The sequence below is a fragment of the Salmonella bongori NCTC 12419 genome, assembly GCF_000252995.1.
Classification (GTDB): domain Bacteria; phylum Pseudomonadota; class Gammaproteobacteria; order Enterobacterales; family Enterobacteriaceae; genus Salmonella; species Salmonella bongori.
Genome location: NC_015761.1, coordinates 1,456,527 through 1,479,822, shown reverse-complemented (window position 1 = coordinate 1,479,822; position 23,296 = coordinate 1,456,527). Strand labels below are relative to the sequence as shown.

The following is a 23,296-nucleotide window of genomic DNA, read 5'->3' as shown; positions in this document are numbered from 1 at the left end:
CTATTCGATCACTGACGGGCCGGAAGGTGGCGATAGTACGACTACTGCTGTGGTTTCCGCCGCGTATTGCCCACCGAAAGAAGAGGGAAAAGAAGTGAAATAAGAGGGTCATAGCGTGATTGATGAGTGGAAGCGTCAACAATCATGCGACTTTCTACCGCTGATTCATTTGTATGACCAGCCAGTAATGGATAACGCTGACAATATACTGTTGCTGCGCTTCGCTCAGCGGCTCTCCCTGAGGAATGTGATGCCACTTTGCCAGACAGCCGCGACAGCAGGTCGCCGTCGCATGTTGCGCGATAAATACCGGATGGCCCCGCATCGGCGTTTGCTTACCATCGTTCCTGGGGTGAGCGGGCGCCAGTCGTTGGGCGATAAAATCGGCGGCGTGTTTATCAATCACCTCCGCGCCTTTATCCCAGCAATATTGTCTTTCTTTTATCCCGAGACGAAAACGCGAACGAAATGTCGATCGCGCCAGGCGGGCAAAGAGCGGTTCAAGCGCATTCATCAGTATACCGAACGTCCTAACGTTTGTGTTAATTGTTCAAGCGCGGCAATACCTGCCAGAGAGTTTCCCGCAGGATCCAGCTCCGGACTCCAGACGGCAATCGCCATTTCATGCGGCACAATGGCGACAATACCGCCTCCCACCCCAGACTTGGCTGGCAACCCCACACGCCAGGCAAATTCCCCGGCGTTCTGATACATACCACTGGTCGCCATCAGGGCGTTAATTTGCCTGGCCTGCATGGGCGTTACTACCGGTTCGTCGAGATGAAATGCCTTTCCCTGATTAGCCAGAAAGACAAATGTTCTCGCCAGCTCCATACAACTCATTTTTAACGCGCAATAGTGGAAGTAATTTTGCAGAACGGTGGGCACATCATGATGAAAGTTACCAAATGACTTCATCAGCCAGGCAATAGCGGCATTACGGGCGGAATGCTCAAACTCAGAGCGAGCAACCGTAGAATCATATGTGATATCTGATACGCCGCATAACGCACGCACAATCTCAAGCATCCGCTGACGCGGCGCACTAAGCCGTCCTTGCAACATGTCGCATACCACCAGCGCACCCGCATTAATAAAAGGATTACGCGGAATGCCTTGTTCCATCTCTAACTGAACCAGCGAATTGAACGGCGAGCCGGAAGGATCTTTTCCGACACGCTGCCAGATCTCCTCTTCCTGATAATGACGCATCGCCACCACCAGACTCAGCACTTTCGATATAGACTGAATAGAAAAGCGCTCGTGCGCATCGCCCGCCTGGTAATGCTGCCCATCCACAGTACAAATCGCTATTCCCAGCTTTGCCCCCTCGACAGACGCTAATGCCGGGATATAGTCAGCAACTTTCCCCTGACCAATCAGGGGGCGAACGCGCTGTAAAATCGTCTCTAAAATTGCATTGTCCATGGTCCTGGCCACAACATGCTCCTTGCTCGCAGGTCTGAAAAGGCCTGCGAGTATAACAGAGGGCGATACGCGGCGTCAGGCGATTAGACGCGGTTCTTCCAGACGGTCTGCACATTACAAAATTCGTGTAAACCGAAGTGCGAAAGCTCGCGCCCGAAACCACTCTTTTTCACCCCGCCGAATGCCACACGCGCATCGCTGGCGCTGTACCCATTGATAAATACCCCGCCGCACTCCAGACGTGCCGCCATCTCCTGAGCCAGCCTCTCATCGTTGGTGAAGACTGTCGCCGACAAGCCAAAATCGCTGTCATTTGCCAGCGCAAGAGCATGCTCTGCATCTTTTGCAACGGTAATGGCGGCGACAGGGCCAAAAAGCTCCTGACGAAATGCTGTCATCTCAGGTGTGACATCAGCCAGCACGGTTACGGCATAATAGTTGCCCTCGCCTGCGATTTTCTCACCGCCTAACAACAGCCGTGCGCCTTCAGCAACAGAAGCCTGAACCTGTTGATGAAGTTCATCACGCAGATCGAAGCGCGCCATCGGCCCCAGATCGTTCTCTTCGATCAATGGATTCCCTGTTTTTAATGCCGCGGCCGCCGCGACAAAGCGATCGGTAAATGCCTGCGCAATGCCCTCTTCGACGATAAAACGTTTAGCGGCGGCGCAAACTTGTCCGGTGTTTTGATAACGCCCTGCAACCGCGGCTTTTACTGCCAAATCGAGATCGGCATCGTTGAGCACGATAAACGGATCGGACCCGCCCAGTTCCAGTACGCATTTTTTCAAAGCCGCCCCAGCCTGAGCGCCAATCGCCGCACCGGCGCGCACGCTGCCGGTCACCGTCACCGCTGCGATTCGCGGATCGTTAATCATTTGACTCACGCCCTCATTACTGGCGTTCACCCATCCATAGACGCCCGCAGGAATACCGGCTTTCGTAAAGATTCGGGCGATCATCTGCGCGCAGCCGGTCACATTGGGGGCGTGCTTCAACACATAGCAATTCCCCGCCAACAGTATCGGTACCGCCCCACGTAATACCTGCCATAAAGGAAAATTCCATGGCATTATCGCCAGAATGACGCCCAGCGGACGATATTCAATGACAGCCTGCTGATTTTCTACCAGCGTAGGTTCAGAATTCAGCATTGCCGGACCGTGTTCTGCATACCAGTCGCATAGCGCGGCGGATTTGGTGACTTCCGCCCGCGCCTGTTTGATGGGTTTCCCCATTTCACGCGTAATACATTGCGCCATTTCTTCTGCGTGAACGCGAAGCGCCTGGCCAATATCGCGTAATTTTTGCGCTCGTTGCGCGACGGGTAACATTTTCCACGTGTTGAAATCGTTGGCCGCCAGATTTAACGCTTGTTCAATCTCTTGTGGCGTGGACCAGGACATCGTTGATATCGTCTGTCCGGTCGCAGGATCAATGGATAACGCCTGTGTGGGGGTCAGTATGGTCATGTTCTTTCTCTCGTTATCAAGGTGTGAAGTCATCATGACGTCCTTTACCCTTTCTGAAAAATGAATAATATTAACCAGACCATTCACAAAATGAGAAAATCATGGACCTGACGCAACTGGAAATGTTTAACGCTGTCGCCCTGACGGGTAGCATTACGCAGGCGGCGGCAAAAGTGCATCGTGTCCCGTCCAACCTGACAACGCGTATCCGCCAGCTTGAAGCCGATCTGGGTGTTTCTCTGTTTATTCGCGAACACCAGCGCCTCAGACTGTCCCCAGCCGGACATAACTTTTTGCGTTACAGCCAACAAATCCTGGCGCTGGTCGATGAAGCTCGCATGGTGGTTGCCGGAGAGGAACCGCAAGGGCTGTTTTCGCTCGGCGCGCTGGAAAGCACCGCTGCCGTACGTATTCCTGCGTTGCTGGCAGGATATAATCAGCGTTACCCTAAAATTCAGTTCTCGTTAACGACCGGTCCTTCCGGTACTATGCTGGAGGGGGTACTTGAGGGAAAGCTGAACGCCGCCTTTATTGATGGCCCACTGATGCATCCGGGACTGGAAGGTATGCCAGTCTACCAGGAAGAGATGATGCTCGTCACGCCGCATGGCTACCCTGCCGTTTCGCGGGCAAGTGATGTTAACGGATGTAATATCTACGCTTTTCGCGCCAACTGCTCTTACCGGCGGCATTTCGAAAGCTGGTTTCATGCCGATAGCGCAACCCCCGGTACGATTCACGAAATGGAGTCATATCATGGGATGTTGGCGTGTGTAATCGCCGGTGCAGGTATTGCGCTGATGCCAGCGAGCATGCTTAACAGTATGCCGGGGCATCATCAGGTGGAAGCCTGGCCGTTGGCGGAGAACTGGCGCTGGCTCACCACATGGCTAATATGGCGGCGCGGAGCGATGACGCGACAGCTTGAAGCATTTATTGAGTTACTTAACGCCCAACGGGCGGACGTCAACAGATGATAAAACAGCCTTAAAGTAAATGAGATATCGCTCACAAAATGTTTGTCTTTTCGCCAGTAAACGTTTTAAGATCGTCGCCTCACCTTTTCGCAACTAACCCAAAATATTCTTATGACCAGCAATCCAGTTTCCCGCAAGATCGCGTGGCTACGGGTAGTTACGCTTGCTATTGCCGCTTTTATTTTCAATACCACGGAATTCGTCCCCGTCGGCTTGCTGTCAGATATTGCCGAAAGCTTTCATATGCAGACTGCGCAGGTCGGCATCATGCTGACCATTTACGCCTGGGTCGTTGCGGTTATGTCGCTGCCTTTTATGCTCCTTACCAGTCAAATGGAGCGACGGAAACTACTCATCGGTCTGTTTGTGCTGTTTATTGCCAGTCATGTGCTCTCGTTTCTGGCGTGGAACTTTACCGTCCTGGTCATTAGCCGTATCGGCATCGCTTTCGCTCACGCTATTTTCTGGTCGATAACCGCGTCTCTGGCAATCCGCCTGGCCCCTGCCGGCAAACGTGCGCAGGCATTAAGTCTGATAGCAACCGGCACCGCGCTGGCCATGGTGCTTGGTCTGCCTATAGGTCGCGTTGTCGGCCAGTATTTTGGCTGGCGCACGACGTTTTTTGCCATTGGCATAGGCGCATTAATGACGTTGCTCTGTCTGGTTAAACTCTTACCGAAATTACCCAGCGAGCATTCCGGCTCGCTGAAAAGTTTACCATTATTATTCCGGCGCCCCGCGCTGATGAGTCTCTACATACTGACTGTCATTGTGGTGACCGCGCATTACACGGCTTATAGCTATATTGAACCGTTTGTCCAGAACGTAGCCGGGCTTAGCGCAAATTTTGCGACGGTCCTGCTGCTGATCCTGGGCGGCGCCGGGATCATCGGCAGCCTCGTCTTTGGTAAACTGGGTAATCAGTATGCCTCCTCGCTCGTCAGTGGCGCCATTGCCCTGCTGGTTACGTGCCTGCTTCTGCTGATGCCCGCAGCGGATAGCGAAGCACATCTGGCCATACTGAGTATTTTCTGGGGAATTGCGATTATGGTGATAGGGCTCGGTATGCAGGTGAAAGTATTGGCGCTGGCCCCGGATGCAACCGATGTCGCGATGGCGCTATTTTCAGGCATCTTTAATATTGGCATTGGCGCTGGCGCGCTGGTGGGCAATCAGGTAAGTCTGCACTGGTCAATGTCGGCCATCGGCTACATTGGCGCCGTACCCGCCTTTGCCGCACTGGTATGGGCAATACTGATATTCCGCAAATGGCCCGTGACGCTGGAGGAACAGCCACGTTAAGGCATTCGCTGCCGGATTCACGGCAGCGAAAAATATGCCTTAGTGATACGTTTTAATAATTTCCAGTACGCCGTTGATAATAAATTGTACGCCCATACACACCAGCAGGAATCCCATTAAACGGGAAATGGCTTCAATTCCCCCCTTCCCCACCAGCCGCATAATCGCACCGGAACTGCGCAAACATCCCCACAGGATCACCGCCACGGCAAGAAAAATAATGGGCGGCGCAACCGTAATGACCCAGTCTGGAAACTCACCGCCATGACGCACGGTAGACGCCGAACTGATGATCATTGCGATTGTCCCCGGTCCCGCCGTACTTGGCATTGCCAGTGGAACAAAGGCAATATTGGCCGTCGGTTCATCTGCCAGTTCCTCAGACTTGCTTTTCGCTTCCGGCGACTCATGCGCCTTTTGCTGCGGGAAAAGCATTCTGAAGCCGATGAACGCCACAATTAATCCCCCGGCAATGCGTAATCCTGGAATGGAAATACCGAAGGTGTTCATGACTAGCTGCCCGGCATAATACGCCACCATCATAATGGCGAAGACATAGACAGAGGCCATATACGACTGCCGGTTACGTTCCGCGCTATTCATGTTGCCCGCAAGGCCAAGAAACAGCGCCACGGTGGTCAGCGGATTGGCTAACGGGAGCAGTACAACCAGCCCCAATCCAATCGCTTTAAATAAATCCATCATAATCCTATCTCTCACCCATCAGCGTTTCCTGAAGCGGAAGTATAAAGTGAAACTGGCTCACTGTGCCATTTTATCGGTGCGCGAATCAATACTTTCCGTGACTTATAACCTGTAATTATCAATTGGTTACAAGCTATCGCAGCACATTACCCTGTACGCCTTTTAGCAAATTGTGGCATCGGTTAATTCATTCAGTTGACTTATACTTGCCTGGGCAATAGTATCTGGCGCAATTAATTACTTGCCGGGGCAACCATTTTGAAAAGCAGCCGTGATCTGTTCAATGAAATGATTCCGCTGGGTCGCTTGATCTACATGGTTAATCAGAAAAAAGATCGCCTGTTAAACGACTACTTATCCCCGCTGGATATCACCGCATCGCAGTTTAAAGTGCTTTGCTCGATACGCTGCGCGGGATGCATTACTCCGGTTGAACTAAAAAAAGTACTGTCTGTCGATCTCGGCGCATTGACGCGGATGCTTGACCGTCTGCTCTGCAAGGGCTGGATCGAGAGGTTGCCAAATCCGAATGACAAACGCGGCGTGCTGGTGAAGCTAACGCCAGACGGCGCGGCAATTTGTGAGCAATGTCATCAACGACCAGGACAAGACCTGCATCAGGAATTAACAAAAAACTTAACGGCGGATGAAGTGGCAACACTTGAGTATTTGCTCAAGAAAATTCTGCCGTAGAACAAAAAGAGGTATGACGATGTCCAGACGCAACACTGACGCTATTACTGTTCATAGCATTTTGGACTGGATCGAGGATAACCTGGAATCGCCGCTCTCACTGGAAAAAGTGTCTGAGCGTTCAGGATACTCCAAATGGCACCTGCAACGGATGTTTAAAAAAGAGACCGGTCATTCATTAGGCCAGTACATCCGCAGCCGTAAAATGACGGAAATCGCGCAAAAATTAAAAGAGAGCGACGAGCCTATTCTCTATCTGGCGGAGCGCTATGGCTTTGAGTCACAGCAAACATTGACCCGGACGTTCAAAAACTATTTTGACGTGCCACCGCATAAATACCGAATCACCAATATGCATGGCGAATCACGGTATATACTGCCACTGAACCATGGCAATTGTTAGTTTGAATATGCGCTACGCAAAATGCACCATGAAAATGCTATTTCCCGCATTGCCAGGACTGTTACTTATTGCCTCTGGATATGGCATTGCAGAACAAACGTTATTACCCGCTACACAAAATAGCCGTAACGTGATGCTCCAGCCCTCCGTTGACGATCGGCCATCAAATGACCTCAGCCCTGTGAACGCGAGTAGCGATAAGTCAGACGAATTAGGCGTGCCCTATTACAACGAGCATCACCTTTAACTTATTTGCCCCGTTTTTACGGGGCTCTTTTTCAGTGCCGTTTGGCTATGACACGTCTGTCATTATCGATTCGCATCATGGCGGCGGCATAATCTATATGAAACTCCGCTCATCCCCTGACGCGCGCGGTACGACGCACACGAAAACCAAACACATTGATATAGAGCCCAGCCATAATCAGCACTGCGCCTGCAAGTTGCATTGCGGTCAACGTTTCACCCAGTAACACCGCGGCGCTGGCTAACCCAACAACCGGTACCAACAATGATAATGGTGCCACACGCCAGGTTTCATAGCGCCCCAGTAACGCGCCCCAAATACCGTAACCAATGATAGTAGCGACAAAAGCCAGATAGAGCAGCGACAGTATTGTTGTCATATCAATGGCAATAAGGCTTTGTGTAATGTGCTCCGCGCCTTCCAGCCACCATGAGGACAGCAGGAACGGCAGAATGGGAATCAGCGCGCTCCAGACCACCAGCGACATCACCGCAGGACGCGGACTATGTTGCATGATTTTCTTATTAAAGATATTACCGCAGGCCCAACAAAATGCGGCTGCCAAAGTCAGCATAAATCCTGACATCGCAATGTGCTGTCCATTCAGGCTGGCTTCAATCAGTACCAGTACGCCAACAATCGCCAGGGCGATCCCTGCCACCTGTTTACGCTGTAAGCGCTCGCCAAAAGCAAATGCCCCCAACACAATGGTAAAAAATGCCTGCGCCTGTAATATCAACGACGCCAGACCTGCGGGCATACCAAACTTGATCGCGCAAAAGAGGAACGCAAACTGCCCAAAACTTATTGTCAGCCCATACCCCAACAACAGCATAAGCGGAACTTTAGGCCGGCCAACGAAGAAAATGGCGGGAAATGCCACCAGTAAAAATCGCAATCCTGCCAGTAATAAGGGTGGCATATGGTGTAGCCCTACTTTGATGACGACAAAATTAAGTCCCCATACGATCACCACCAGTAATGCCAGAAACCCGTCTTTACGTGTCATCAGTGGCCTCTTAGTTATTAAATTTTTGTAAAGAAGTAAGTTAGCGGAAATCACGTTCCCGTAACAGAACTTTTCTTGCTATCGCAAGCAGGGCACTGGACGACACAGAGTGGGCAAATTCCTGCGCTATGGTATGTTAATGCTGTACTGTAGCGCATAGAGTTCACGCTTTTGTCATGCGATTGCTGGCATGACAGATGAAAACGTCCCGAAACGTAAACGCCATTTCAGGCAGGAAAAATGAATCCAGGATTGAAACGTTCGACGCTGGCTTTGCTTGCCTCATCGCTGTTATTGACGATTGGACGTGGCGCCACGCTCCCTTTTATGACCATCTATCTTAATCGCCAGTATGATTTGGGCGTGGATCTCATTGGCTACGCGTTAACAAGCGCGTTAACGATCGGCGTCGTTTTTAGTCTTGGCTTTGGCATTCTGGCGGATAAGTTTGATAAAAAGCGCTACATGTTACTTGCGATCATCGCTTTCGCCTGCGGATTTGTTGCTATCCCCATGGTGCATAATGTGGTCCTGGTTGTCCTGCTTTTTGCGCTCATTAACTGCGCCTATTCGGTTTTTTCTACCGTCCTGAAGGCCTGGTTCGCCGATAACCTCACCGCCACGACAAAAACGCGGATTTTTTCACTCAATTATACCGTACTCAATATCGGCTGGACGGTTGGCCCGCCGCTCGGCACGCTACTGGTGATGCAAAGCATCAATTTACCCTTCTGGCTTGCCGCAGTTTGTTCCGCATTTCCGGTGGTTTTCATTCAGCTATGGGTGACCCGATCGGTGGCTGCCAGCGAAGGGAAAACCGCTGATATCTGGTCTCCCTCCGTTTTGCTACGTGACAAGGCATTATTGTGGTTTACGCTTTCAGCATGTCTGGCCTCCTTTGTGGGAGGCGCATTCGCTTCCTGTATTTCACAGTACGTTATGGTCGTTGCCGATAGCGGCTTCGCGGAAAAAGTGGTGGCTGTCGTTCTACCGGTGAATGCGGTTATTGTGGTCAGTTTACAATATGTTGTGGGTCGCCGGCTTACCGCCGTTAATATCCGCCCGATGATGACGGCAGGAACATTCTTTTTCGTTGCCGGACTCATCGGATTTATTTTTTCAGGCAACAATCTGCTTTTTTGGGGACTTTCAGCGGCTATATTTACGATTGGAGAAATTATTTATGCTCCTGGCGAATATATGTTAATTGACAACATCGCGCCGGCCGGCATGAAAGCCAGTTATTTTTCAGCACAATCGTTGGGTTGGCTGGGTGCGTCAGTAAACCCGCTTGTCAGCGGCGTGATCCTGACGACGCTTCCCGCATGGTCTCTGTTCGTTGTCCTGATATGTTCGATTATGTGCGCCTGGGCGCTGGCGTTAAAGGGGATGCGATTACCCAAGCCGGAACGGAAAATCGTCTGTTAATACCTGGCAACCGATAATGTGCACCGTATCTGGCGCACAGTTTAACCGTATCCATTGCAGGCTAATTGCCGACTCCGGATGCCATTAATCCGGAATATTCCTGGGCGCTTACGAAAATACGCCAATGTTTTACTGTTCCAGTAAAATAAATACGCAATTCAGACTTTGTTTAAGTGTAAATTAGTACTATAGTCTGTACGAGACTTTTTTAGAAAAAGAGGATGCACGCAAAAAATAAGGAGAAACGACATGTTAGCCAGTATCAACCTTTTTGTCATCGTATTAGGAATTATTTTATTTTCCGGTTTTCTGGCCGCCTGGTTCAGTCACAAATGGGATGATTAATGAACGGAGATAATCCCTCACAGAGACGGCCCCTTGCCGCATCGCTGCAAGGGGCCGTTTTTATCTGAATGCTGGGCAAAAAAAACCGCCGGTTCACCAGCGGTAAATGCTTGCATGGATAGATTTATGTTTTGCTTATACGCTACCGGGCAAATTCTTGCGAGGATAACGGATCGCTAATGACTGTAGCACCCTCTGCATCAATGAAGGTTAAACGGTACGCAACCGGACCTGAATAAGACACCAGATCCCTTTCCGTTAGCGCCTTACCTCGTTTTGCAATACGCGCCGCCGTATCAGGCCAGCCACTGCGCGCCGCTTTCCCCGGTGTTACTGGCCTGTATGCCGACTGGCATCCATTATTTTTGCAAGCGACTCACGCGAACCACGGGCTCTTTCGCTTTCTTATCGAGGCTACCGTTAATGTTGATCATTTGATCCGGCTGAACTTCTCTCCCATCAAATACTGCAGAAGGGATTATCACGTTAATTTTGCCGGATTTATCGCGAAACACATAATGATCGTCACCTTTATGATCAATAAGGTTGCCACGTAGCGAAACGGTCGCACCGTCATGCAGAGTTTTTGCCTGCTCAATGGTCATTTTTTCTGCATCATCCGTACCGCGATAACCATCCTCAATAGCATGAGGCGGCGGCGGTGCCACGTCTTTTTTTAATCCCCCTTGATCATCCGCTAACGCGTAAGGCATTATCAGAAAACTTAAAAATGCAGCCACCTGTAGTTTCATGCTCTCTCCTTAATAGTGTCCATTTGACGTATTAAGTCTGGCCGCTATTCCAGTTTTTTACAAACTTCCATTTCCCCCTGGAATATTAAGCAATAAAATCAACTCTTTTAAGTAACATTCAGATTAATCGGCTTTATTTTTAAGGACTCCCCCTTCTGACACTGGGCAATGAAATTTAGCACGACCGACATGTAAGCGGGAAGGTAGGTTTTTGCTCACAAGTAAATAAAATTCTCACGTCCTGGCAATGACACAAAACAAATATGCCATACTTGAAAAGAATGGGCAGATGTCTTTAACCCTGTAATGGAAAATAAACGATGAGATTAGATCAAGACGATATTATTACCCTGGATGAGACGGCTTCCGTTAACAGCCTGACAAAAAAGCTTAGCGAGTTACTGGTCAGCCATCAATTACGTCTGACTACGGCGGAATCCTGCACTGGTGGGAAACTGGCTTCAGCGTTGTGTGCAGCGCAAGATACGCCCTCTTTTTATGGCGTAGGCTATGTGACCTTTACCGATGAAGCCAAAGCAAAGGTTCTGCATGTACGGCGCAGCAGTCTTGCAGAATATACCGCTGTCAGCGAAGCGGTTGTCACTGAAATGGCGCAAGGAGCTAAAGATCAGGCAGACGTCGATATCAGTATTGCGATAAGCGGATATGGTGGCCCGGAAGGCGGCGAAGATGGTACACCGGCAGGAACCGTTTGGTTTGCATGGAATATCAACAATACCACCTTTACGACCCGACAACATTTTGCGGGAGATTGCCAGCAAGTATTAGAACAATGCGTATGTTTTGCCCTTGCTGAATTATATTTTTTATTAACGCATAAGGCTTAGATTACTCTATCCTGACAGCGAATTTTATTACGCGGTCAGGATAATAAAAAATGCGAGCCTGACGGCCCGCATGATGTACACAATGTTTCAGAATATATTTTCAGGAGTATCAGATAAAATTAATTATCCGATTTACGTCCGCCGCCGTGACTACTTTGGCCACCTTTTTTACCCGCTTCAGATGCACGCTGTGGATCATTTTTAAAGTTTCCACCGCTATGCTGACCGCCTTTACGGCCCGCCTCTGATGCTTTCTGTTTATCTTCTGCGAAATTACCGGAACCGCCGCGATGTTCTGCCATAATATAATCCTCATGATGATGTTGCGTTTTAAATATGATATGTCATCACATATCATGTGATACAGTTCTAAACTTAGTCGCCCTGCACACAGTGTCAAATTTATTCTGCATTATTCTCGCAAACTTCATGGCCATTATAAAATATATTTTCCAAAACCATTAAAGCGAAACGGTAATAAACCAAGGACAATCAAGCTATCACAGAAAAATAACCAGAAAAGTCCGAATGAGTGATCTTTTTATAATGAGTTTATTTAATCTTATCACTTTAAACGGCTATGCTCAGGAACAGTTGCTTCCTTTCTCGAGGTGGTTGCCCGACATTGTCGGACAACCGAATCTACTTAGTGATGAAGTCCACGATACCGCAACATGGGACCAATATGCGGTTCATGTCCACGCCAGGCTGAATAAAGTCTGTCTAAATCAGCGCTATTCCCCTGGGAAAGGATAGCATCCCTGAAACGCTGTCCATTTTCACGTGTCAGCCCGCCCTGTTCAACAAACCATTGATAACCGTCATCCGCTAACATTTGGGTCCACAGATAAGCGTAATAGCCTGCCGCGTAGCCGCCGCCAAAGATATGGGCAAAGTAACTGCTGCGGTAACGGGGAGGCACCGCCGGTAAGTCGAGGTGCTCAGCAGCCAGCGCCTGATGTTCGAACCCGGCGACAGACTGCTCCGCCACGCTGTCCTCCAGCATATGCCAGCGCATATCCAGTAATGCAGCGCCGAGCAATTCGGCCATATCGTAGCCTTTATTAAATAAACTCGCCTGACGCATTCTTTCCTGCAAATCAGCAGGCATTTTTTCTCCGCTTTCAACATGACGCGCGTAGCGTTCGAATACCTGCGGATGGCTCGCCCAGTGTTCATTAATCTGGGAGGGAAACTCGACAAAGTCGCGGGGCGTATTGGTGCCGGAAAGCGTGGCATACCGCTGAACAGCGAACAACCCGTGTAATGTATGGCCAAACTCATGGAAAAGCGTAATAACATCATCCCATAGCAGCAGCGCAGGCTGCCCGTCCACGGGTTTTTGATAATTACACACGTTATAAATGACAGGTCTGGTATCATTAAGTGTGGATTGCTCTACAAAATTCCCCATCCATGCCCCACCACTTTTCGAGTCTCTGGCAAAAAAATCGCCATAAAACAACGCCATCCCAACGCCGTCGTGATCCAAAATCTCCCAGACCCGAACATCAGGATGGTACACCGGAATATCATAACGTTCGACGAAGGTGATGCCGAACAACTGGTTCGCGGTCCAGAAAATGCCCTCCTGCAACACGTTATTTAAGGCAAAATAGGGTTTCAACTGCGCTTCGTCTAATGCGTATTTCTCCCGCCGGACCTGTTCGGCATAAAACATCCAGTCCCAGGGCTGAACGGGAAAACCATCCTGCTCATCAATGACGCTCTGGATTTCCGCCTGTTCATTGAGTACCCGCTGGCGCGCTGGCGGAACGATACTACGCATAAAATCCAGCGCGGCTTCCGGGGTTTTCGCCATCTGATCGGCGATTTTCCAGGCAGCATAATTGGGAAAACCCAGCAGTTTTGCCTGGCAACGGCGAATCTCCACCAATCGCTGTATAATAGCGCGAGTATCGTGGGCATCGTCTTTTTCTGCCCGCGACCATGAAGCCATAAATAAATTCTCACGAGTCTGGCGGTCACGCAGCACGGCAAGCGCCGGCTGCTGCGTCGTATTAAGAAGCGGAATGCGCCAACGCTTCTCCAGGCCTTTCTCACGCGCCGCTCCGGCGGCAACGGCTATCTCTTGCGGGCTGAGTCCTTCCAGGCAATGTGCGTCATCGACTGTTAGCCCACCGGCTTTATTTGCCGCCAACAGGCGCTGGTTAAACTGGCTCATCAGTGTAGCGGCTTCTGTATTTAACGCCTTTAGTCGCGCTTTGTCCTCGTCGGCAAGCTGTGCGCCTGCCAGCACAAAACGCTGGTGAATAACCTCTACCAGCCGTAGCGATTCATTATCCAGTCCCAATGAATGACGTTGCCGCCAGACAGTATCCACACGAGCGAATAACGCGTTATTCAGATATATATCATTAGATAGCGCTGCCAGTTCGGCAGAAAACGCTTCATCCAGACGCTGTAGTGCAGCATTAGTGTGCGCGGCGGTCATCGCAAAAAACACGCTGGTAACGCGCGACAGTAGCGCCCCACTTTGCTCCAGCGCCAGAAACGTATTAGTAAAATCAGGCGTCGCGGGATGATTGACGATAGCCTCAATTTCCGCACGTTTTTGCCGCACGCCCTCGTCAAAAGCAGGACGATAATGGCATTCTTTGATCCTATCAAAACGCGGTGCCTGGTAGGGCAACATACTCTGGTCTAAAAAGGGATTCGTCGACATTCTTCACTCCTGAATATGGGTTGGTAATAAGAGTAAGCTTCCCCTGTGCTGACCGCAATCGTGTTAACCAGGATTACCCTTTCACAAACGCCGCGTGCTATGGTAATAAAACACAAAAAGCATTGAGGGACAGTGTGATGATCGTTTTAGTAACTGGAGCAACCGCAGGTTTTGGCGAGTGTATTACACGCCGTTTTGTGGAAAATGGGCATAAAGTCATTGCCACGGGACGGCGTCATGAGCGCCTGCAAGCGTTAAAAGACGAGCTTGGCGATAACGTGTTGACCGCCCAACTGGACGTGCGCAACCGCGCAGCCATTGAAGAGATGATGGCCTCTTTGCCAGCTCAATGGCGCGATATTGATGTGCTGGTTAATAACGCGGGCCTGGCGCTGGGACTGGAGCCGGCACATAAAGCCAGTGTGGAAGACTGGGAAACCATGATCGACACCAATAATAAGGGGTTGATTTATATGACGCGTGCCGTGCTGCCGGGGATGGTCGAGCGTAATCGCGGTCATATCATTAATATTGGTTCGACCGCAGGTAGTTGGCCCTATGCTGGGGGAAACGTCTATGGTGCAACTAAAGCTTTTGTCCGCCAGTTTAGCCTGAATTTGCGTACGGATTTACACGGCACAGCGGTGCGCGTTACCGACATTGAGCCTGGTCTGGTCGGCGGCACCGAGTTTTCTAACGTACGTTTTAAAGGCGACGATGAAAAAGCCGGGAAAACCTACGAGAACACGACTGCGCTTACGCCGGAGGATATTACCGAAGCGGTATGGTGGGTGGCGACGCTCCCGGCGCATGTGAATATTAATACCGTTGAAATGATGCCCGTCACGCAATCTTTTGCGGGGCTTAGCGTTCATCGTCGTTAAGTTATACCCGGCCTTCAGGCCGGGTTATCCACGGCAAACGCATCGGTAACCAGAGCATGATCGGTATGGACCACCGCGGAAAAGTGATAGAGTATCCGGGTCAACCTCCTAAAAAGTAAGAACGAATGACCGTCGAAACGCAGCTTAGCCCTACACAGCCTGTCAACCAGCAGATTTACCGTATTCTCCGGCGTGATATCGTGCATTGTCTGATCCCGCCTGGTACACCATTGTCAGAAAAAGAGGTCTCAACCCGCTTTAATGTTTCGCGCCAGCCGGTACGCGAGGCTTTTATTAAGCTGGCGGAAAATGGGTTGATTCAGATCCGCCCTCAGCGCGGCAGTTACGTGAATAAAATTTCGCTCTCCCAGGTACAGAATGGCTGTTTTGTACGGCAGGCTATCGAATGTGCGGTAGTACGGCGTGCCGCGGCGATGGTCACCGACAGCCAGTGCTACCAGCTGGCGCAAAACTTGCACCTGCAACATGTCGCGATTGAGCGCAAACAGATCGATGACTTTTTTCAGCTTGATGACGATTTCCACCAAAAGCTGGCGCAGATCGCCGATTGCCAGTTAGCGTGGGACACCATTGAAAATATTAAAGCCACGATCGACAGGGTTCGTTATATGAGTCTCGATCATGTCTCGCCGCCGGAAATGTTGCTGCGCCAGCACCATGAGATTTTCTCCGCGCTGGAAAAACGCGACAGCACTGCGGTCGAGGATGCAATGACCCGGCATCTGCAGGAGATCAGCGAATCTGTTCAGCTTATCCGCCAGGAAAATAGCGACTGGTTCAGCGAAAACTAATCGCCTTGTCCTCAGGGTGAGATCCCTTCTCCGCTTTCTTACCCTGCATATTCCCGCCTAAAAAGCCGTGAGCTTGATCAAAAACAAAAAAAATACGCAACGATAAGCGTATTTATATGTCGCCCGTCATTGGGGTAAGCCCACGGGCTTTAGCAGTAAGTTTGAAAGGAGAAAATACCATGATGACATACGATCGTAACCGTAACGCAATCACCACTGGCAGCCGCGTCATGATAAGTGGTACGGGCCATACGGGGATTATCAAAGCCATTGAGAGCGAAGGTCTGGACGCAGGTCAAATTCGCCGCGGCAAAACGGTGATTGTCGAAGGTTGTGAGGGTAAATTCGCACCTGTCGAATTGATTCGTCTTGGCATGAACTGAGACCACGACGCGTCACTATCCGCTCCGCTCTTCCCGGTAGCATAATGCTACCGGGTGTTAGTGACAGGGCTATTTCAACCGTTCAGCATATTTTGCCACGCTCGCTTTTGCTCCGTACGTCAGTAACTTGTCATAGGCCGTTTTCACTTTTTGTGTAAATAGCACCGACTGTGGCAGATCGGTGCTGAAAATTTCGGTAATTCCCAGCAGCGCCTCAACACGGCTGGCACCTTCTTCACTGTTCGCCACGGCGCGCTGAATAACCGGCAATAGCGGATCGCTGACGTCGATCGCCTTGCCCTGCTCATCCACGCCGCCAACGTAACGCATCCACCCCGCCACGCCCAGCGCCAGCAAATCAAAATCGCTATGATTAGCAAGATGCCAGCGAACGGAGTCCAGCATCCGCTGCGGTAGCTTCTGGCTACCGTCCATCGCTATTTGCCAGGTACGGTGGCGTAATGCCGGGTTGCTGTAACGCTCGATCAGTTGATCGGCATAGCGCGCCAGATCCACCCCTTTTACTTTCAGCGTCGGTGCCTGCTCCTGCAACATCAGCGCACGCGCCGCCCGGCGATAGTTTTCGTCGCCCATGCAGTCATTGATATGCTGATAACCAGCGAGATAACCGAGATAAGCGAGGAAAGAGTGACTGCCGTTAAGCATGCGCAATTTCATCTCTTCAAACGGGAGCACGTCGGCAACCAACTCCGCCCCTGCTTTTTCCCATGCCGGGCGACCCGCCACAAAATTATCTTCAATAACCCACTGACGGAACGGCTCACACGCGACGCCCGCCGGATCACGAACCCCGGTTAGCTGTTCAATTTTGTCCAGCGTCTCGGGTGTAACAGCAGGAACGATACGATCGACCATGGTTGAAGGAAATGTCACGTTTTGTTCTATCCATTTTGCCAGTTCAGCATCAACCGCCTGAGCATATGCCAGAACGACATTGCGCATCACATGACCATTTTCAGGCATGTTATCGCATGACATGACGGTGAAGGCGGGCAAACCGGCGGCTTTACGGCGTACCAGCGCCTCAACCACCACGCCCGGTGCGGATTTTGGCTGATGCGGGTTTTGCAGATCGGCGGCGATCGCCGGATGATCCAGCATCAACTGACCCGTGGCTGGGGAATGGCAGTAACCTTTTTCCGTAATCGTTAATGAAACAATTGCCACCTGCGGTTCACACATGGCCGCCAGGAGCGTTTCCAGCCCATCAACCTGCGCATGCAGGGCACTTTTTACCACGCCAACCACCCGCGCGGTCCACGCATCCGCTGACATCTCCGCGACGGTATACAGATTATCTTGCTGTTTCAGGTCGGCAATTTGCTGCTCTCCGCCGATCAAATTGACTTCACAATATCCCCAGTCGCTATTGTGCTCAGCCGCGAGAATATCCGTATAAACCCCCTGATGCGCCCGGTGGAAAGCACCGAAACCGAGATGAACAATACGCGTTACCAGATGAGAGCGATCGTAGGAAGGCAGCGTTGCCTTAGCCGATAAGAGCTTGTTTTGCATGGTATGACCTACTATGAATGTTATCAGGACTGTCTAAGAGTATTGCCTGTATGGTTGTATGTTTTGATTTGAATTAATGTTCCGGTTATTGGTATAACATCATTTTAAGTTATGCGACAGGATGACCAAAACGCCATGTTCCCTCCTGGTCATCCTGAAGGTGTTACCCCGCCTGCGTAACAGACGACCGGACTTTCTCTCTGGCGCTAACTTCCGCAGCATCCTCAAGAATACTCAGATCGCGATCTTTCACTTCCGGCATCAATAAGGCTGAAACGAGGCCGATCAGCGAATAAAGAATCACCATTGCCAGAATAGGCAGCCAGGAATCCGTCATATTACAAAAAATACCCGCCAGCACCGGACCGAAGCCAACCGCCACCAGCCCACCCGCTTCTTTGGATATTGCCATACGGGTAAAGCGATTCCGTGAGCCGAAAATTTCCGCCATTGTGATGTTTTCGAGGGCAAATAATCCCAACACGGCAAAGTTATGAATGACTATCAACGCCGTCATGATCACGCCCGGGCTGTAGGATTTATCAACCACAATAGACAGCATGGGATATGCAAGAACAATCGCAGAGATGTTGAGAATAATATAAGGCAGACGGCGACCATATTTATCGGATAACCATCCCAACAGCGGTATCGTAATAAAACCAATCACTGAACTTATCATCAGCGCATCGGTCGGAATTGCTTTATCGAACAGAAGCGTCTGTACCAAATAACCCGCAAGAAAAGTCTGAATAAGACCAGAATTACCCGCTTGCCCAAAACGTAACCCTGTTGCCAGCCAGAATGACTTACTGGTAAACATAGCACCTAAAGTGTTTTCAGAAGCGCTTTGCAGCGCCGGAGCATGTTCACCTTCATTCACTTTTTCAAAAACCGGGCTTTCTTTCAGATTCAAACGCAGCCAGATGGCAAATATCATTACCACGACGCTTGCAAGGAACGGTATACGCCACCCCCAAGCCACAAGCGATTCACGGTCAAGCGCGAAGAACATCACCGCCCAGATAGCAGTAGCACTCAACGTACCACAGTTTGTCCCCATTGCGACCAGGGAGGAGATAATGCCGCGCTTCCCTTTTGGCGCATATTCCGCCAGCATGGTTCCTGCCCCGGAGATCTCCGCACCGGCGCCCAGGCCCTGAATAATACGCAACGTCACCAGCAATACTGGCGCAAATATGCCAATCTGGGCATAGGTCGGCAGCACCCCAATTAAAGTGGTACAGATTCCCATCATCGTAATGGTAATAAACAACACTTTTTTACGCCCGATACGGTCGCCCATTTTGCCAAAAATAAATGCGCCCACTATACGTGCTATATATCCCGCGCCGTAGGTACCCATTGCCAGAATAAGCGCCATTGCAGCAGACTGCTCCGGGAAAAATATCTCATGAAATACCAGCGCGGCACCAAGAGAATAAAGCTGAAAATCCATAAACTCGAGCGCGGTGCCAAGCCAGCCGGATACCGCAGCTCTCATTAAATCTTTGGTTGAACGTTCATGTTTTTGTTGGGTCATATTGGCTATCTCTAAGAGGTAAGATGCGTACCACTTACTCGCATTTATTAATATTATTCATCGAATGTCAGTAAAACCTTGCAGCAGTGCCGCTGGTCTTTTTCAAACAATTCAATCGCGTCAGTAACGTGGTGATAGTCAAAAGTATGAGTAACCAGTTTGTCAGGATCGATAAAGCCATTAACTAACCAGTCAATGACAACAGGAAACTTATTCGCATTGAGTCTGGAGGAAAATATCGCCAGCTCTTTTCCGGTAATCCCCTGCTGGATGATTTGACACGGTTCGCTGGAAAAACCCATCAGTACGATTCTGGCTGCAGGGGATGCCAGCGTAATCGCCTCCTGAAGAATCGAGGGATGACAGGCAGCATCAACAATCAATGTAGGTTTGAGGTCTTTTTCATCAAGAAATGCCTGCAACGATTGCTGACCATTGTGAATCACCCAGTCTGCGCCGCTTTCTTTCGCCATCGCCAGCCGTTCGTCAATCCGGTCGGCGACAATAACGGTTTTCACCCGATAGACACCTTTCAGCGCCTGCACGGTGGTCAACCCCATCGGCCCGGCCCCGTAGATCAATACGACATCGTGCTCCGTTGGTTTCACCTGGCCGGTGACGTTAGCGGCAATAGTAAAGGGTTCAATCATTACCGCATGTTTGTCTTCAACAGCATCAGGGACAGGCCAGGCATTTTTTGCCGGGACCACGGCATATTCGCTAAACCCACCATCACGATGAACGCCGAGCACCACCAGAGACGTACACACATTCGGTTTTCCGATAGAGCACGGATAACAATGACCGCAGCTAATTACCGGATCGACGGACACGCGCTGCCCGATCCTTGAGCCCTCCACACCCTCGCCTACGGCATCAATCACCCCGAAAAACTCGTGGCCGATAACCCGTGGATATTTCGCAAAAGGATTGTGCCCACGGTATATATGGCTGTCTGAACCACAAATTCCTGCCAGTTTCACTTTAACCCGCACTTCACCGGCTGCAGGGGTCGGGACAGGCCTTTCCTGTAAAGTGAGCGTATTCGGTTGTTCGATTACGATACTCTTCATCATTATTCTCCTTACCAGTTCCACAACGTACCGTCTTCCAGACGCGCGACCGGCAGATAGGCAGGATCGTAGGGGTATTTCGCCGCCAGCTTTTCGTCAAACTCAATACCCAGTCCCGGTTTATCCCCCGGATGCATATAGCCGTTATCAAACGTCCAGCTATGCGGGAAGACTTCCAGCATCTGTTCGGAATAACCCATATATTCCTGTACGCCGAAGTTGGGAACCCACAGGTCAAAGTGCAATGCGGCGGCCATGCAGACAGGTGATAGATCGGATGGACCATGGGAACCGGTACGCACCTGATAGAGCGAGGCAAAATCGGCAATGCGGCGCATACCGGTAATGCCCCCGGCATGAGTGAGTGTGGTGCGGATATAGTCAATCAATTGCTCTTCAATGAGCTGTTTGCAATCCCAGATACTGTTAAAAACTTCGCCTACGGCAATCGGCGTAACCGTATGCTGACGGATGAGGCGGAAGCACTCCTGATTTTCAGCTGGCGTCGGATCTTCCATCCAGAACAGACGGTAGTCTTCAATGCTTTTGCCAAAGCGGGCTGCCTCAATGGGAGTCAGACGATGGTGCATGTCATGCAGCAAATGTTCGTTAAAACCAAATTCGTTACGCACTGCATCAAACAGTTTTGGCGTAAAGTCGAGGTACTTCTCGGTAGACCACAGTTGCTCTTCCGGCCACTGCCCTTTTGTGGCCGGTTCATAGGCCTGCCCTTTACCTTTCGACATGCCATAGGTGGTTTTCATCCCCGGGATCCCGCACTGCACGCGAATCGCTTTAAACCCCATCGCCTTATGACGTGCGTAATCTTCAAGCACGTCATTAATAGTGTGTCCGGTGGTATGGCAATACACCATAACGCCTTCTCGGGAGGCGCCGCCCAGCAACTGGTACAACGGCATATTGGCGGCTTTGGCTTTAATATCCCATAGCGCCATATCAACAGCGGAAATGGCGGACATGGTGACAGGACCACGGCGCCAGTACGCGCCTTTGTAGAAGAATTGCCAGATATCTTCAATACGGTGCGCATCCCGTCCGATAAGCTGCGGGCACAGATGATCGCTAAGATACGACGCCACCGACAATTCACGACCGTTCAGGGTGGCATCCCCCAGACCGGTAATCCCGTCTTCGGTGGTAATTTTTAAGGTGACGAAGTTACGGCCTGGACAGGTAACAAAGACTTCAGCCCCTACAATCTTCATTTTTATTCCTTACATCGCATTATGGGATGTAAGGAAATTTACCCAACTGAGCTACTACCATACAAGTATATTGATCAAAAAAGCGCTGTCAGATCACAAAATGTGCTGACTGCGCGATACTGTTACGTGCGTCCCCACCCGGCGACAATAATCAACATCCCACATAGCGCAATGAGCGCGCCGGACCAGTCATAAACCGTGAGCCTGACGCCATCGACCACGCGTAGCCACAGGAGCGCCGTGCAGACATATACCCCACCGTACGCCGCATACACTCGTCCACTGGCAGCCGGATGTAAGGTCAAAAGCCAGACGAATAAGACGAGCGACACCGCAGCGGGCAGTAGCCACCCTATGCTGGCGCCACGCTTAATCCAAAGCCAGGGAAGAAAACACCCTATGATTTCACAGAGCGCCGTAACAAAGAAAAGCAACGTCGTTTTTAACATCAGATTCATTTAATAACGAAAAGATACGTGATAATACGACAGAATATCGCTACGGTGAGCTCATTGTCTTGTGTATATGCCAGGCATAAGGTTTAGTGTAGAATTTAACGGTGTTTTACCGCGTTTTCCCCTGATGAAAGGACGTTGCAATGAACAATACGCTGAGCAAACGCCTGTGCCTGACGGCAATGCTTACGCTGGCTGCCGTTGTGTATACCACTTCCGCCTTCGCTGAAACCAGTAAACTGGTGATTGAATCGGGAGATAGCGCACAGAGTCGCCAGGAAGCGGCGATGGAAAAGGAACAATGGAACGATACCCGCAATCTGCGTCAAAAAGTGAATACCCGCGCAGAAAAAGAGTGGGACAAAGCCGATGCTGCCTTTGATAATCGCGATAAATGCGAGCAAAGCGCCAATATCAACGCCTATTGGGAACCCAATACTCTGCGTTGTCTGGATCGTCGTACAGGACGCGTAATTACGCCCTGATACAGGATTACTAAAAAGGTGTAAGGATACGGTATGACAAGCGATTACAGCGTCAGACTGCGCCCGCTTGAGCGTGAAGATTTACGATTTGTCCACCAGCTTGATAATAACGCCAGTGTCATGCGTTACTGGTTTGAAGAGCCGTATGAGGCCTTTGTCGAACTGTCGGATCTCTACGACAAACACATCCACGACCAAAGCGAGCGGCGCTTTGTCGTCGAATGTGACGGCCAAAACGCCGGACTAGTGGAACTGGTTGAAATTAACCATGTGCATCGCCGGGCTGAATTTCAGATTATTATTTCTCCGGAGTACCAGGGAAAAGGCCTCGCGTCGCGCGCGGCAAAACTGGCAATGGATTACGGTTTTACTGTCCTTAATCTCTATAAATTATATTTGATCGTCGATAAAGAGAATGAAAAAGCGATTCATATCTACCGTAAGCTCGGGTTTAGAGTCGAGGGCGAGCTGATTCACGAGTTCTTTATTAACGGCGAATACCGTAACACCATCCGCATGTGTATCTTCCAGCAGCAATATCTGGATGAGCATAAAACATCCGGTTCTACCCTCCTCAAACCTACCGCGCAGTAAACGCCGCGCG

General features: G+C 50.4%; 26 protein-coding genes. 13 read left to right on the top strand and 13 right to left on the bottom strand.

Translation table 11 applies throughout. The annotated features are described in order from the left end of the window. Window positions 1–154: 154 nt before the first annotated feature. From SBG_RS07005 to sad, 3 genes are all read right to left on the bottom strand, one after another. Window positions 155–514, bottom strand: coding sequence for a DUF4186 domain-containing protein (locus SBG_RS07005; RefSeq protein ID WP_000992452.1), 360 nt, complete (start codon window positions 512–514; stop codon window positions 155–157). Beyond that, entirely contained in the window at window positions 514–1,440 is a 927-nt protein-coding gene (glsB, locus tag SBG_RS07000; protein ID WP_000124647.1) for a glutaminase B, read from the bottom strand. The genes SBG_RS07005 and glsB overlap by 1 nt, the downstream gene beginning before the upstream one ends. 71 nt (window positions 1,441–1,511) lie before the next feature. Continuing rightward, window positions 1,512–2,900, bottom strand: a complete 1,389-nt coding sequence (gene sad / locus SBG_RS06995) for a succinate-semialdehyde dehydrogenase (protein ID WP_000154205.1) — start codon at window positions 2,898–2,900, stop codon at window positions 1,512–1,514. Between the two features lie 101 nt (window positions 2,901–3,001). Here sad and ptrR point away from each other — a divergent pair, with 101 nt between their 5' ends. Together ptrR and SBG_RS06985 are read left to right on the top strand one after the other, a co-directional pair. Then, the gene (gene ptrR, locus SBG_RS06990; RefSeq protein WP_000366529.1) at window positions 3,002–3,877 is read left to right on the top strand and encodes a putrescine utilization regulator PtrR; all 876 of its coding nucleotides are present in this window, start codon (window positions 3,002–3,004) and stop codon (window positions 3,875–3,877) included. 111 nt (window positions 3,878–3,988) lie between these two features. Beyond that, window positions 3,989–5,179, top strand: a complete 1,191-nt coding sequence (locus tag SBG_RS06985) for a sugar transporter (protein ID WP_000203359.1) — start codon at window positions 3,989–3,991, stop codon at window positions 5,177–5,179. Window positions 5,180–5,218: 39 nt separating this feature from the next. Here the strand turns inward: SBG_RS06985 and SBG_RS06980 are convergent, their stop codons facing one another. Continuing rightward, the gene (locus tag SBG_RS06980; protein ID WP_000968969.1) at window positions 5,219–5,884 is read right to left on the bottom strand and encodes a MarC family NAAT transporter; all 666 of its coding nucleotides are present in this window, start codon (window positions 5,882–5,884) and stop codon (window positions 5,219–5,221) included. A 258-nt stretch (window positions 5,885–6,142) separates the two neighbouring features. Here SBG_RS06980 and marR point away from each other — a divergent pair, with 258 nt between their 5' ends. The 3 genes from marR to marB are packed head-to-tail and all read left to right on the top strand — an operon-like array spanning window position 6,143 to window position 7,227. Then, window positions 6,143–6,577: a multiple antibiotic resistance transcriptional regulator MarR gene (marR, locus tag SBG_RS06975; RefSeq protein WP_000842766.1), complete on the top strand. Its 435-nt coding sequence runs from the start codon at window positions 6,143–6,145 to the stop codon at window positions 6,575–6,577. A 19-nt stretch (window positions 6,578–6,596) separates the two neighbouring features. Next, window positions 6,597–6,980 (top strand): MDR efflux pump AcrAB transcriptional activator MarA, encoded by a 384-nt coding sequence (marA, locus tag SBG_RS06970; protein WP_000091204.1) that lies wholly within the window; start codon window positions 6,597–6,599, stop codon window positions 6,978–6,980. A 28-nt stretch (window positions 6,981–7,008) separates the two neighbouring features. Continuing rightward, window positions 7,009–7,227: a multiple antibiotic resistance protein MarB gene (marB, locus tag SBG_RS06965; RefSeq protein ID WP_015702861.1), complete on the top strand. Its 219-nt coding sequence runs from the start codon at window positions 7,009–7,011 to the stop codon at window positions 7,225–7,227. Between the two features lie 109 nt (window positions 7,228–7,336). On the opposite strand, the gene eamA is transcribed toward marB, so the two are convergent. Further along, entirely contained in the window at window positions 7,337–8,239 is a 903-nt protein-coding gene (gene eamA, locus SBG_RS06960; protein ID WP_077909620.1) for an O-acetylserine/cysteine exporter, read from the bottom strand. 237 nt (window positions 8,240–8,476) lie between these two features. Here eamA and ydeE point away from each other — a divergent pair, with 237 nt between their 5' ends. Continuing rightward, window positions 8,477–9,664: an efflux MFS transporter YdeE gene (gene ydeE, locus SBG_RS06955; protein WP_001068041.1), complete on the top strand. Its 1,188-nt coding sequence runs from the start codon at window positions 8,477–8,479 to the stop codon at window positions 9,662–9,664. Window positions 9,665–9,913: 249 nt separating this feature from the next. Next, window positions 9,914–10,009, top strand: coding sequence for a protein MgtS (gene mgtS / locus SBG_RS06950; protein WP_000881302.1), 96 nt, complete (start codon window positions 9,914–9,916; stop codon window positions 10,007–10,009). Between the two features lie 359 nt (window positions 10,010–10,368). Here mgtS and SBG_RS06945 read toward each other — a convergent pair whose 3' ends face one another. Next, a complete protein-coding gene (locus tag SBG_RS06945) occupies window positions 10,369–10,761 on the bottom strand; it encodes a YdeI family stress tolerance OB fold protein (RefSeq protein WP_000776345.1) in 393 nt (130 codons plus the stop codon). Window positions 10,762–11,081: 320 nt separating this feature from the next. Between SBG_RS06945 and SBG_RS06940 the strand changes: the two genes are divergently transcribed. Then, the gene (locus SBG_RS06940) at window positions 11,082–11,609 is read left to right on the top strand and encodes a 2-oxo-tetronate isomerase (protein ID WP_001235048.1); all 528 of its coding nucleotides are present in this window, start codon (window positions 11,082–11,084) and stop codon (window positions 11,607–11,609) included. A gap of 119 nt (window positions 11,610–11,728) precedes the next feature. On the opposite strand, the gene SBG_RS06935 is transcribed toward SBG_RS06940, so the two are convergent. Further along, complete coding sequence (locus tag SBG_RS06935) at window positions 11,729–11,911, bottom strand: con-10 family general stress protein (protein WP_000807644.1); 183 nt, start codon at window positions 11,909–11,911, stop codon at window positions 11,729–11,731. Between the two features lie 344 nt (window positions 11,912–12,255). Beyond that, the gene (dcp, locus tag SBG_RS06930; RefSeq protein WP_000106246.1) at window positions 12,256–14,295 is read right to left on the bottom strand and encodes a peptidyl-dipeptidase Dcp; all 2,040 of its coding nucleotides are present in this window, start codon (window positions 14,293–14,295) and stop codon (window positions 12,256–12,258) included. A 137-nt stretch (window positions 14,296–14,432) separates the two neighbouring features. Between dcp and ydfG the strand changes: the two genes are divergently transcribed. The 3 genes from ydfG to ydfZ all read left to right on the top strand — a co-directional run bounded on the left by ydfG (window position 14,433) and on the right by ydfZ (window position 16,374). Then, the gene (ydfG, locus tag SBG_RS06925) at window positions 14,433–15,179 is read left to right on the top strand and encodes a bifunctional NADP-dependent 3-hydroxy acid dehydrogenase/3-hydroxypropionate dehydrogenase YdfG (protein WP_000636577.1); all 747 of its coding nucleotides are present in this window, start codon (window positions 14,433–14,435) and stop codon (window positions 15,177–15,179) included. Between the two features lie 125 nt (window positions 15,180–15,304). Further along, entirely contained in the window at window positions 15,305–15,991 is a 687-nt protein-coding gene (locus SBG_RS06920) for a GntR family transcriptional regulator (RefSeq protein WP_000215573.1), read from the top strand. A gap of 179 nt (window positions 15,992–16,170) precedes the next feature. Continuing rightward, the gene (ydfZ, locus tag SBG_RS06915; protein ID WP_000989267.1) at window positions 16,171–16,374 is read left to right on the top strand and encodes a putative selenium delivery protein YdfZ; all 204 of its coding nucleotides are present in this window, start codon (window positions 16,171–16,173) and stop codon (window positions 16,372–16,374) included. Window positions 16,375–16,443: 69 nt separating this feature from the next. On the opposite strand, the gene SBG_RS06910 is transcribed toward ydfZ, so the two are convergent. From SBG_RS06910 to SBG_RS06890, 5 genes are all read right to left on the bottom strand, one after another. After that, entirely contained in the window at window positions 16,444–17,910 is a 1,467-nt protein-coding gene (locus SBG_RS06910; protein ID WP_001180109.1) for a mannitol dehydrogenase family protein, read from the bottom strand. Between the two features lie 163 nt (window positions 17,911–18,073). Then, window positions 18,074–19,453 (bottom strand): MFS transporter, encoded by a 1,380-nt coding sequence (locus tag SBG_RS06905; RefSeq protein ID WP_000193714.1) that lies wholly within the window; start codon window positions 19,451–19,453, stop codon window positions 18,074–18,076. Window positions 19,454–19,506: 53 nt separating this feature from the next. Next, complete coding sequence (locus tag SBG_RS06900) at window positions 19,507–20,526, bottom strand: Zn-dependent oxidoreductase (RefSeq protein ID WP_000836505.1); 1,020 nt, start codon at window positions 20,524–20,526, stop codon at window positions 19,507–19,509. 11 nt (window positions 20,527–20,537) lie between these two features. Then, complete coding sequence (gene rspA, locus SBG_RS06895) at window positions 20,538–21,752, bottom strand: starvation-sensing protein RspA (protein ID WP_000706281.1); 1,215 nt, start codon at window positions 21,750–21,752, stop codon at window positions 20,538–20,540. Between the two features lie 122 nt (window positions 21,753–21,874). Then, window positions 21,875–22,201, bottom strand: coding sequence for a YnfA family protein (locus SBG_RS06890; protein ID WP_000921381.1), 327 nt, complete (start codon window positions 22,199–22,201; stop codon window positions 21,875–21,877). Between the two features lie 149 nt (window positions 22,202–22,350). On the opposite strand from SBG_RS06890, the gene SBG_RS06885 reads away from it, so the two are divergent. Together SBG_RS06885 and speG are read left to right on the top strand one after the other, a co-directional pair. Further along, window positions 22,351–22,692, top strand: a complete 342-nt coding sequence (locus tag SBG_RS06885; protein ID WP_001066439.1) for a DUF1283 family protein — start codon at window positions 22,351–22,353, stop codon at window positions 22,690–22,692. Between the two features lie 33 nt (window positions 22,693–22,725). After that, on the top strand, window positions 22,726–23,286 hold the full coding sequence (speG, locus tag SBG_RS06880) for a spermidine N1-acetyltransferase (RefSeq protein WP_000200001.1): 561 nt from the start codon (window positions 22,726–22,728) through the stop codon (window positions 23,284–23,286). Window positions 23,287–23,296: the final 10 nt, after the last annotated feature.

Bases quoted from the DNA above. Each gene is read 5' to 3' on its own strand.
- SBG_RS06980 (WP_000968969.1), bottom strand. From the start codon at position 5,884: ATGATGGATTTATTTAAAGCGATTGGATTGGGGCTGGTTGTACTGCTC.
- rspA (WP_000706281.1), bottom strand. From the start codon at position 21,752: ATGAAGATTGTAGGGGCTGAAGTCTTTGTTACCTGTCCAGGCCGTAAC.
- SBG_RS06890 (WP_000921381.1), bottom strand. From the start codon at position 22,201: ATGTTAAAAACGACGTTGCTTTTCTTTGTTACGGCGCTCTGTGAAATC.
- ydfG (WP_000636577.1), top strand. From the start codon at position 14,433: ATGATCGTTTTAGTAACTGGAGCAACCGCAGGTTTTGGCGAGTGTATT.
- SBG_RS06910 (WP_001180109.1), bottom strand. From the start codon at position 17,910: ATGCAAAACAAGCTCTTATCGGCTAAGGCAACGCTGCCTTCCTACGAT.
- dcp (WP_000106246.1), bottom strand. From the start codon at position 14,295: ATGTCGACGAATCCCTTTTTAGACCAGAGTATGTTGCCCTACCAGGCA.
- SBG_RS07005 (WP_000992452.1), bottom strand. From the start codon at position 514: ATGAATGCGCTTGAACCGCTCTTTGCCCGCCTGGCGCGATCGACATTT.
- mgtS (WP_000881302.1), top strand. From the start codon at position 9,914: ATGTTAGCCAGTATCAACCTTTTTGTCATCGTATTAGGAATTATTTTA.
- SBG_RS06900 (WP_000836505.1), bottom strand. From the start codon at position 20,526: ATGAAGAGTATCGTAATCGAACAACCGAATACGCTCACTTTACAGGAA.
- SBG_RS06940 (WP_001235048.1), top strand. From the start codon at position 11,082: ATGAGATTAGATCAAGACGATATTATTACCCTGGATGAGACGGCTTCC.
- SBG_RS06945 (WP_000776345.1), bottom strand. From the start codon at position 10,761: ATGAAACTACAGGTGGCTGCATTTTTAAGTTTTCTGATAATGCCTTAC.
- marB (WP_015702861.1), top strand. From the start codon at position 7,009: ATGAAAATGCTATTTCCCGCATTGCCAGGACTGTTACTTATTGCCTCT.
- sad (WP_000154205.1), bottom strand. From the start codon at position 2,900: ATGACCATACTGACCCCCACACAGGCGTTATCCATTGATCCTGCGACC.
- speG (WP_000200001.1), top strand. From the start codon at position 22,726: ATGACAAGCGATTACAGCGTCAGACTGCGCCCGCTTGAGCGTGAAGAT.
- SBG_RS06905 (WP_000193714.1), bottom strand. From the start codon at position 19,453: ATGACCCAACAAAAACATGAACGTTCAACCAAAGATTTAATGAGAGCT.
- SBG_RS06935 (WP_000807644.1), bottom strand. From the start codon at position 11,911: ATGGCAGAACATCGCGGCGGTTCCGGTAATTTCGCAGAAGATAAACAG.
- SBG_RS06985 (WP_000203359.1), top strand. From the start codon at position 3,989: ATGACCAGCAATCCAGTTTCCCGCAAGATCGCGTGGCTACGGGTAGTT.
- SBG_RS06920 (WP_000215573.1), top strand. From the start codon at position 15,305: ATGACCGTCGAAACGCAGCTTAGCCCTACACAGCCTGTCAACCAGCAG.
- marA (WP_000091204.1), top strand. From the start codon at position 6,597: ATGTCCAGACGCAACACTGACGCTATTACTGTTCATAGCATTTTGGAC.
- ptrR (WP_000366529.1), top strand. From the start codon at position 3,002: ATGGACCTGACGCAACTGGAAATGTTTAACGCTGTCGCCCTGACGGGT.
- SBG_RS06885 (WP_001066439.1), top strand. From the start codon at position 22,351: ATGAACAATACGCTGAGCAAACGCCTGTGCCTGACGGCAATGCTTACG.
- ydeE (WP_001068041.1), top strand. From the start codon at position 8,477: ATGAATCCAGGATTGAAACGTTCGACGCTGGCTTTGCTTGCCTCATCG.
- ydfZ (WP_000989267.1), top strand. From the start codon at position 16,171: ATGATGACATACGATCGTAACCGTAACGCAATCACCACTGGCAGCCGC.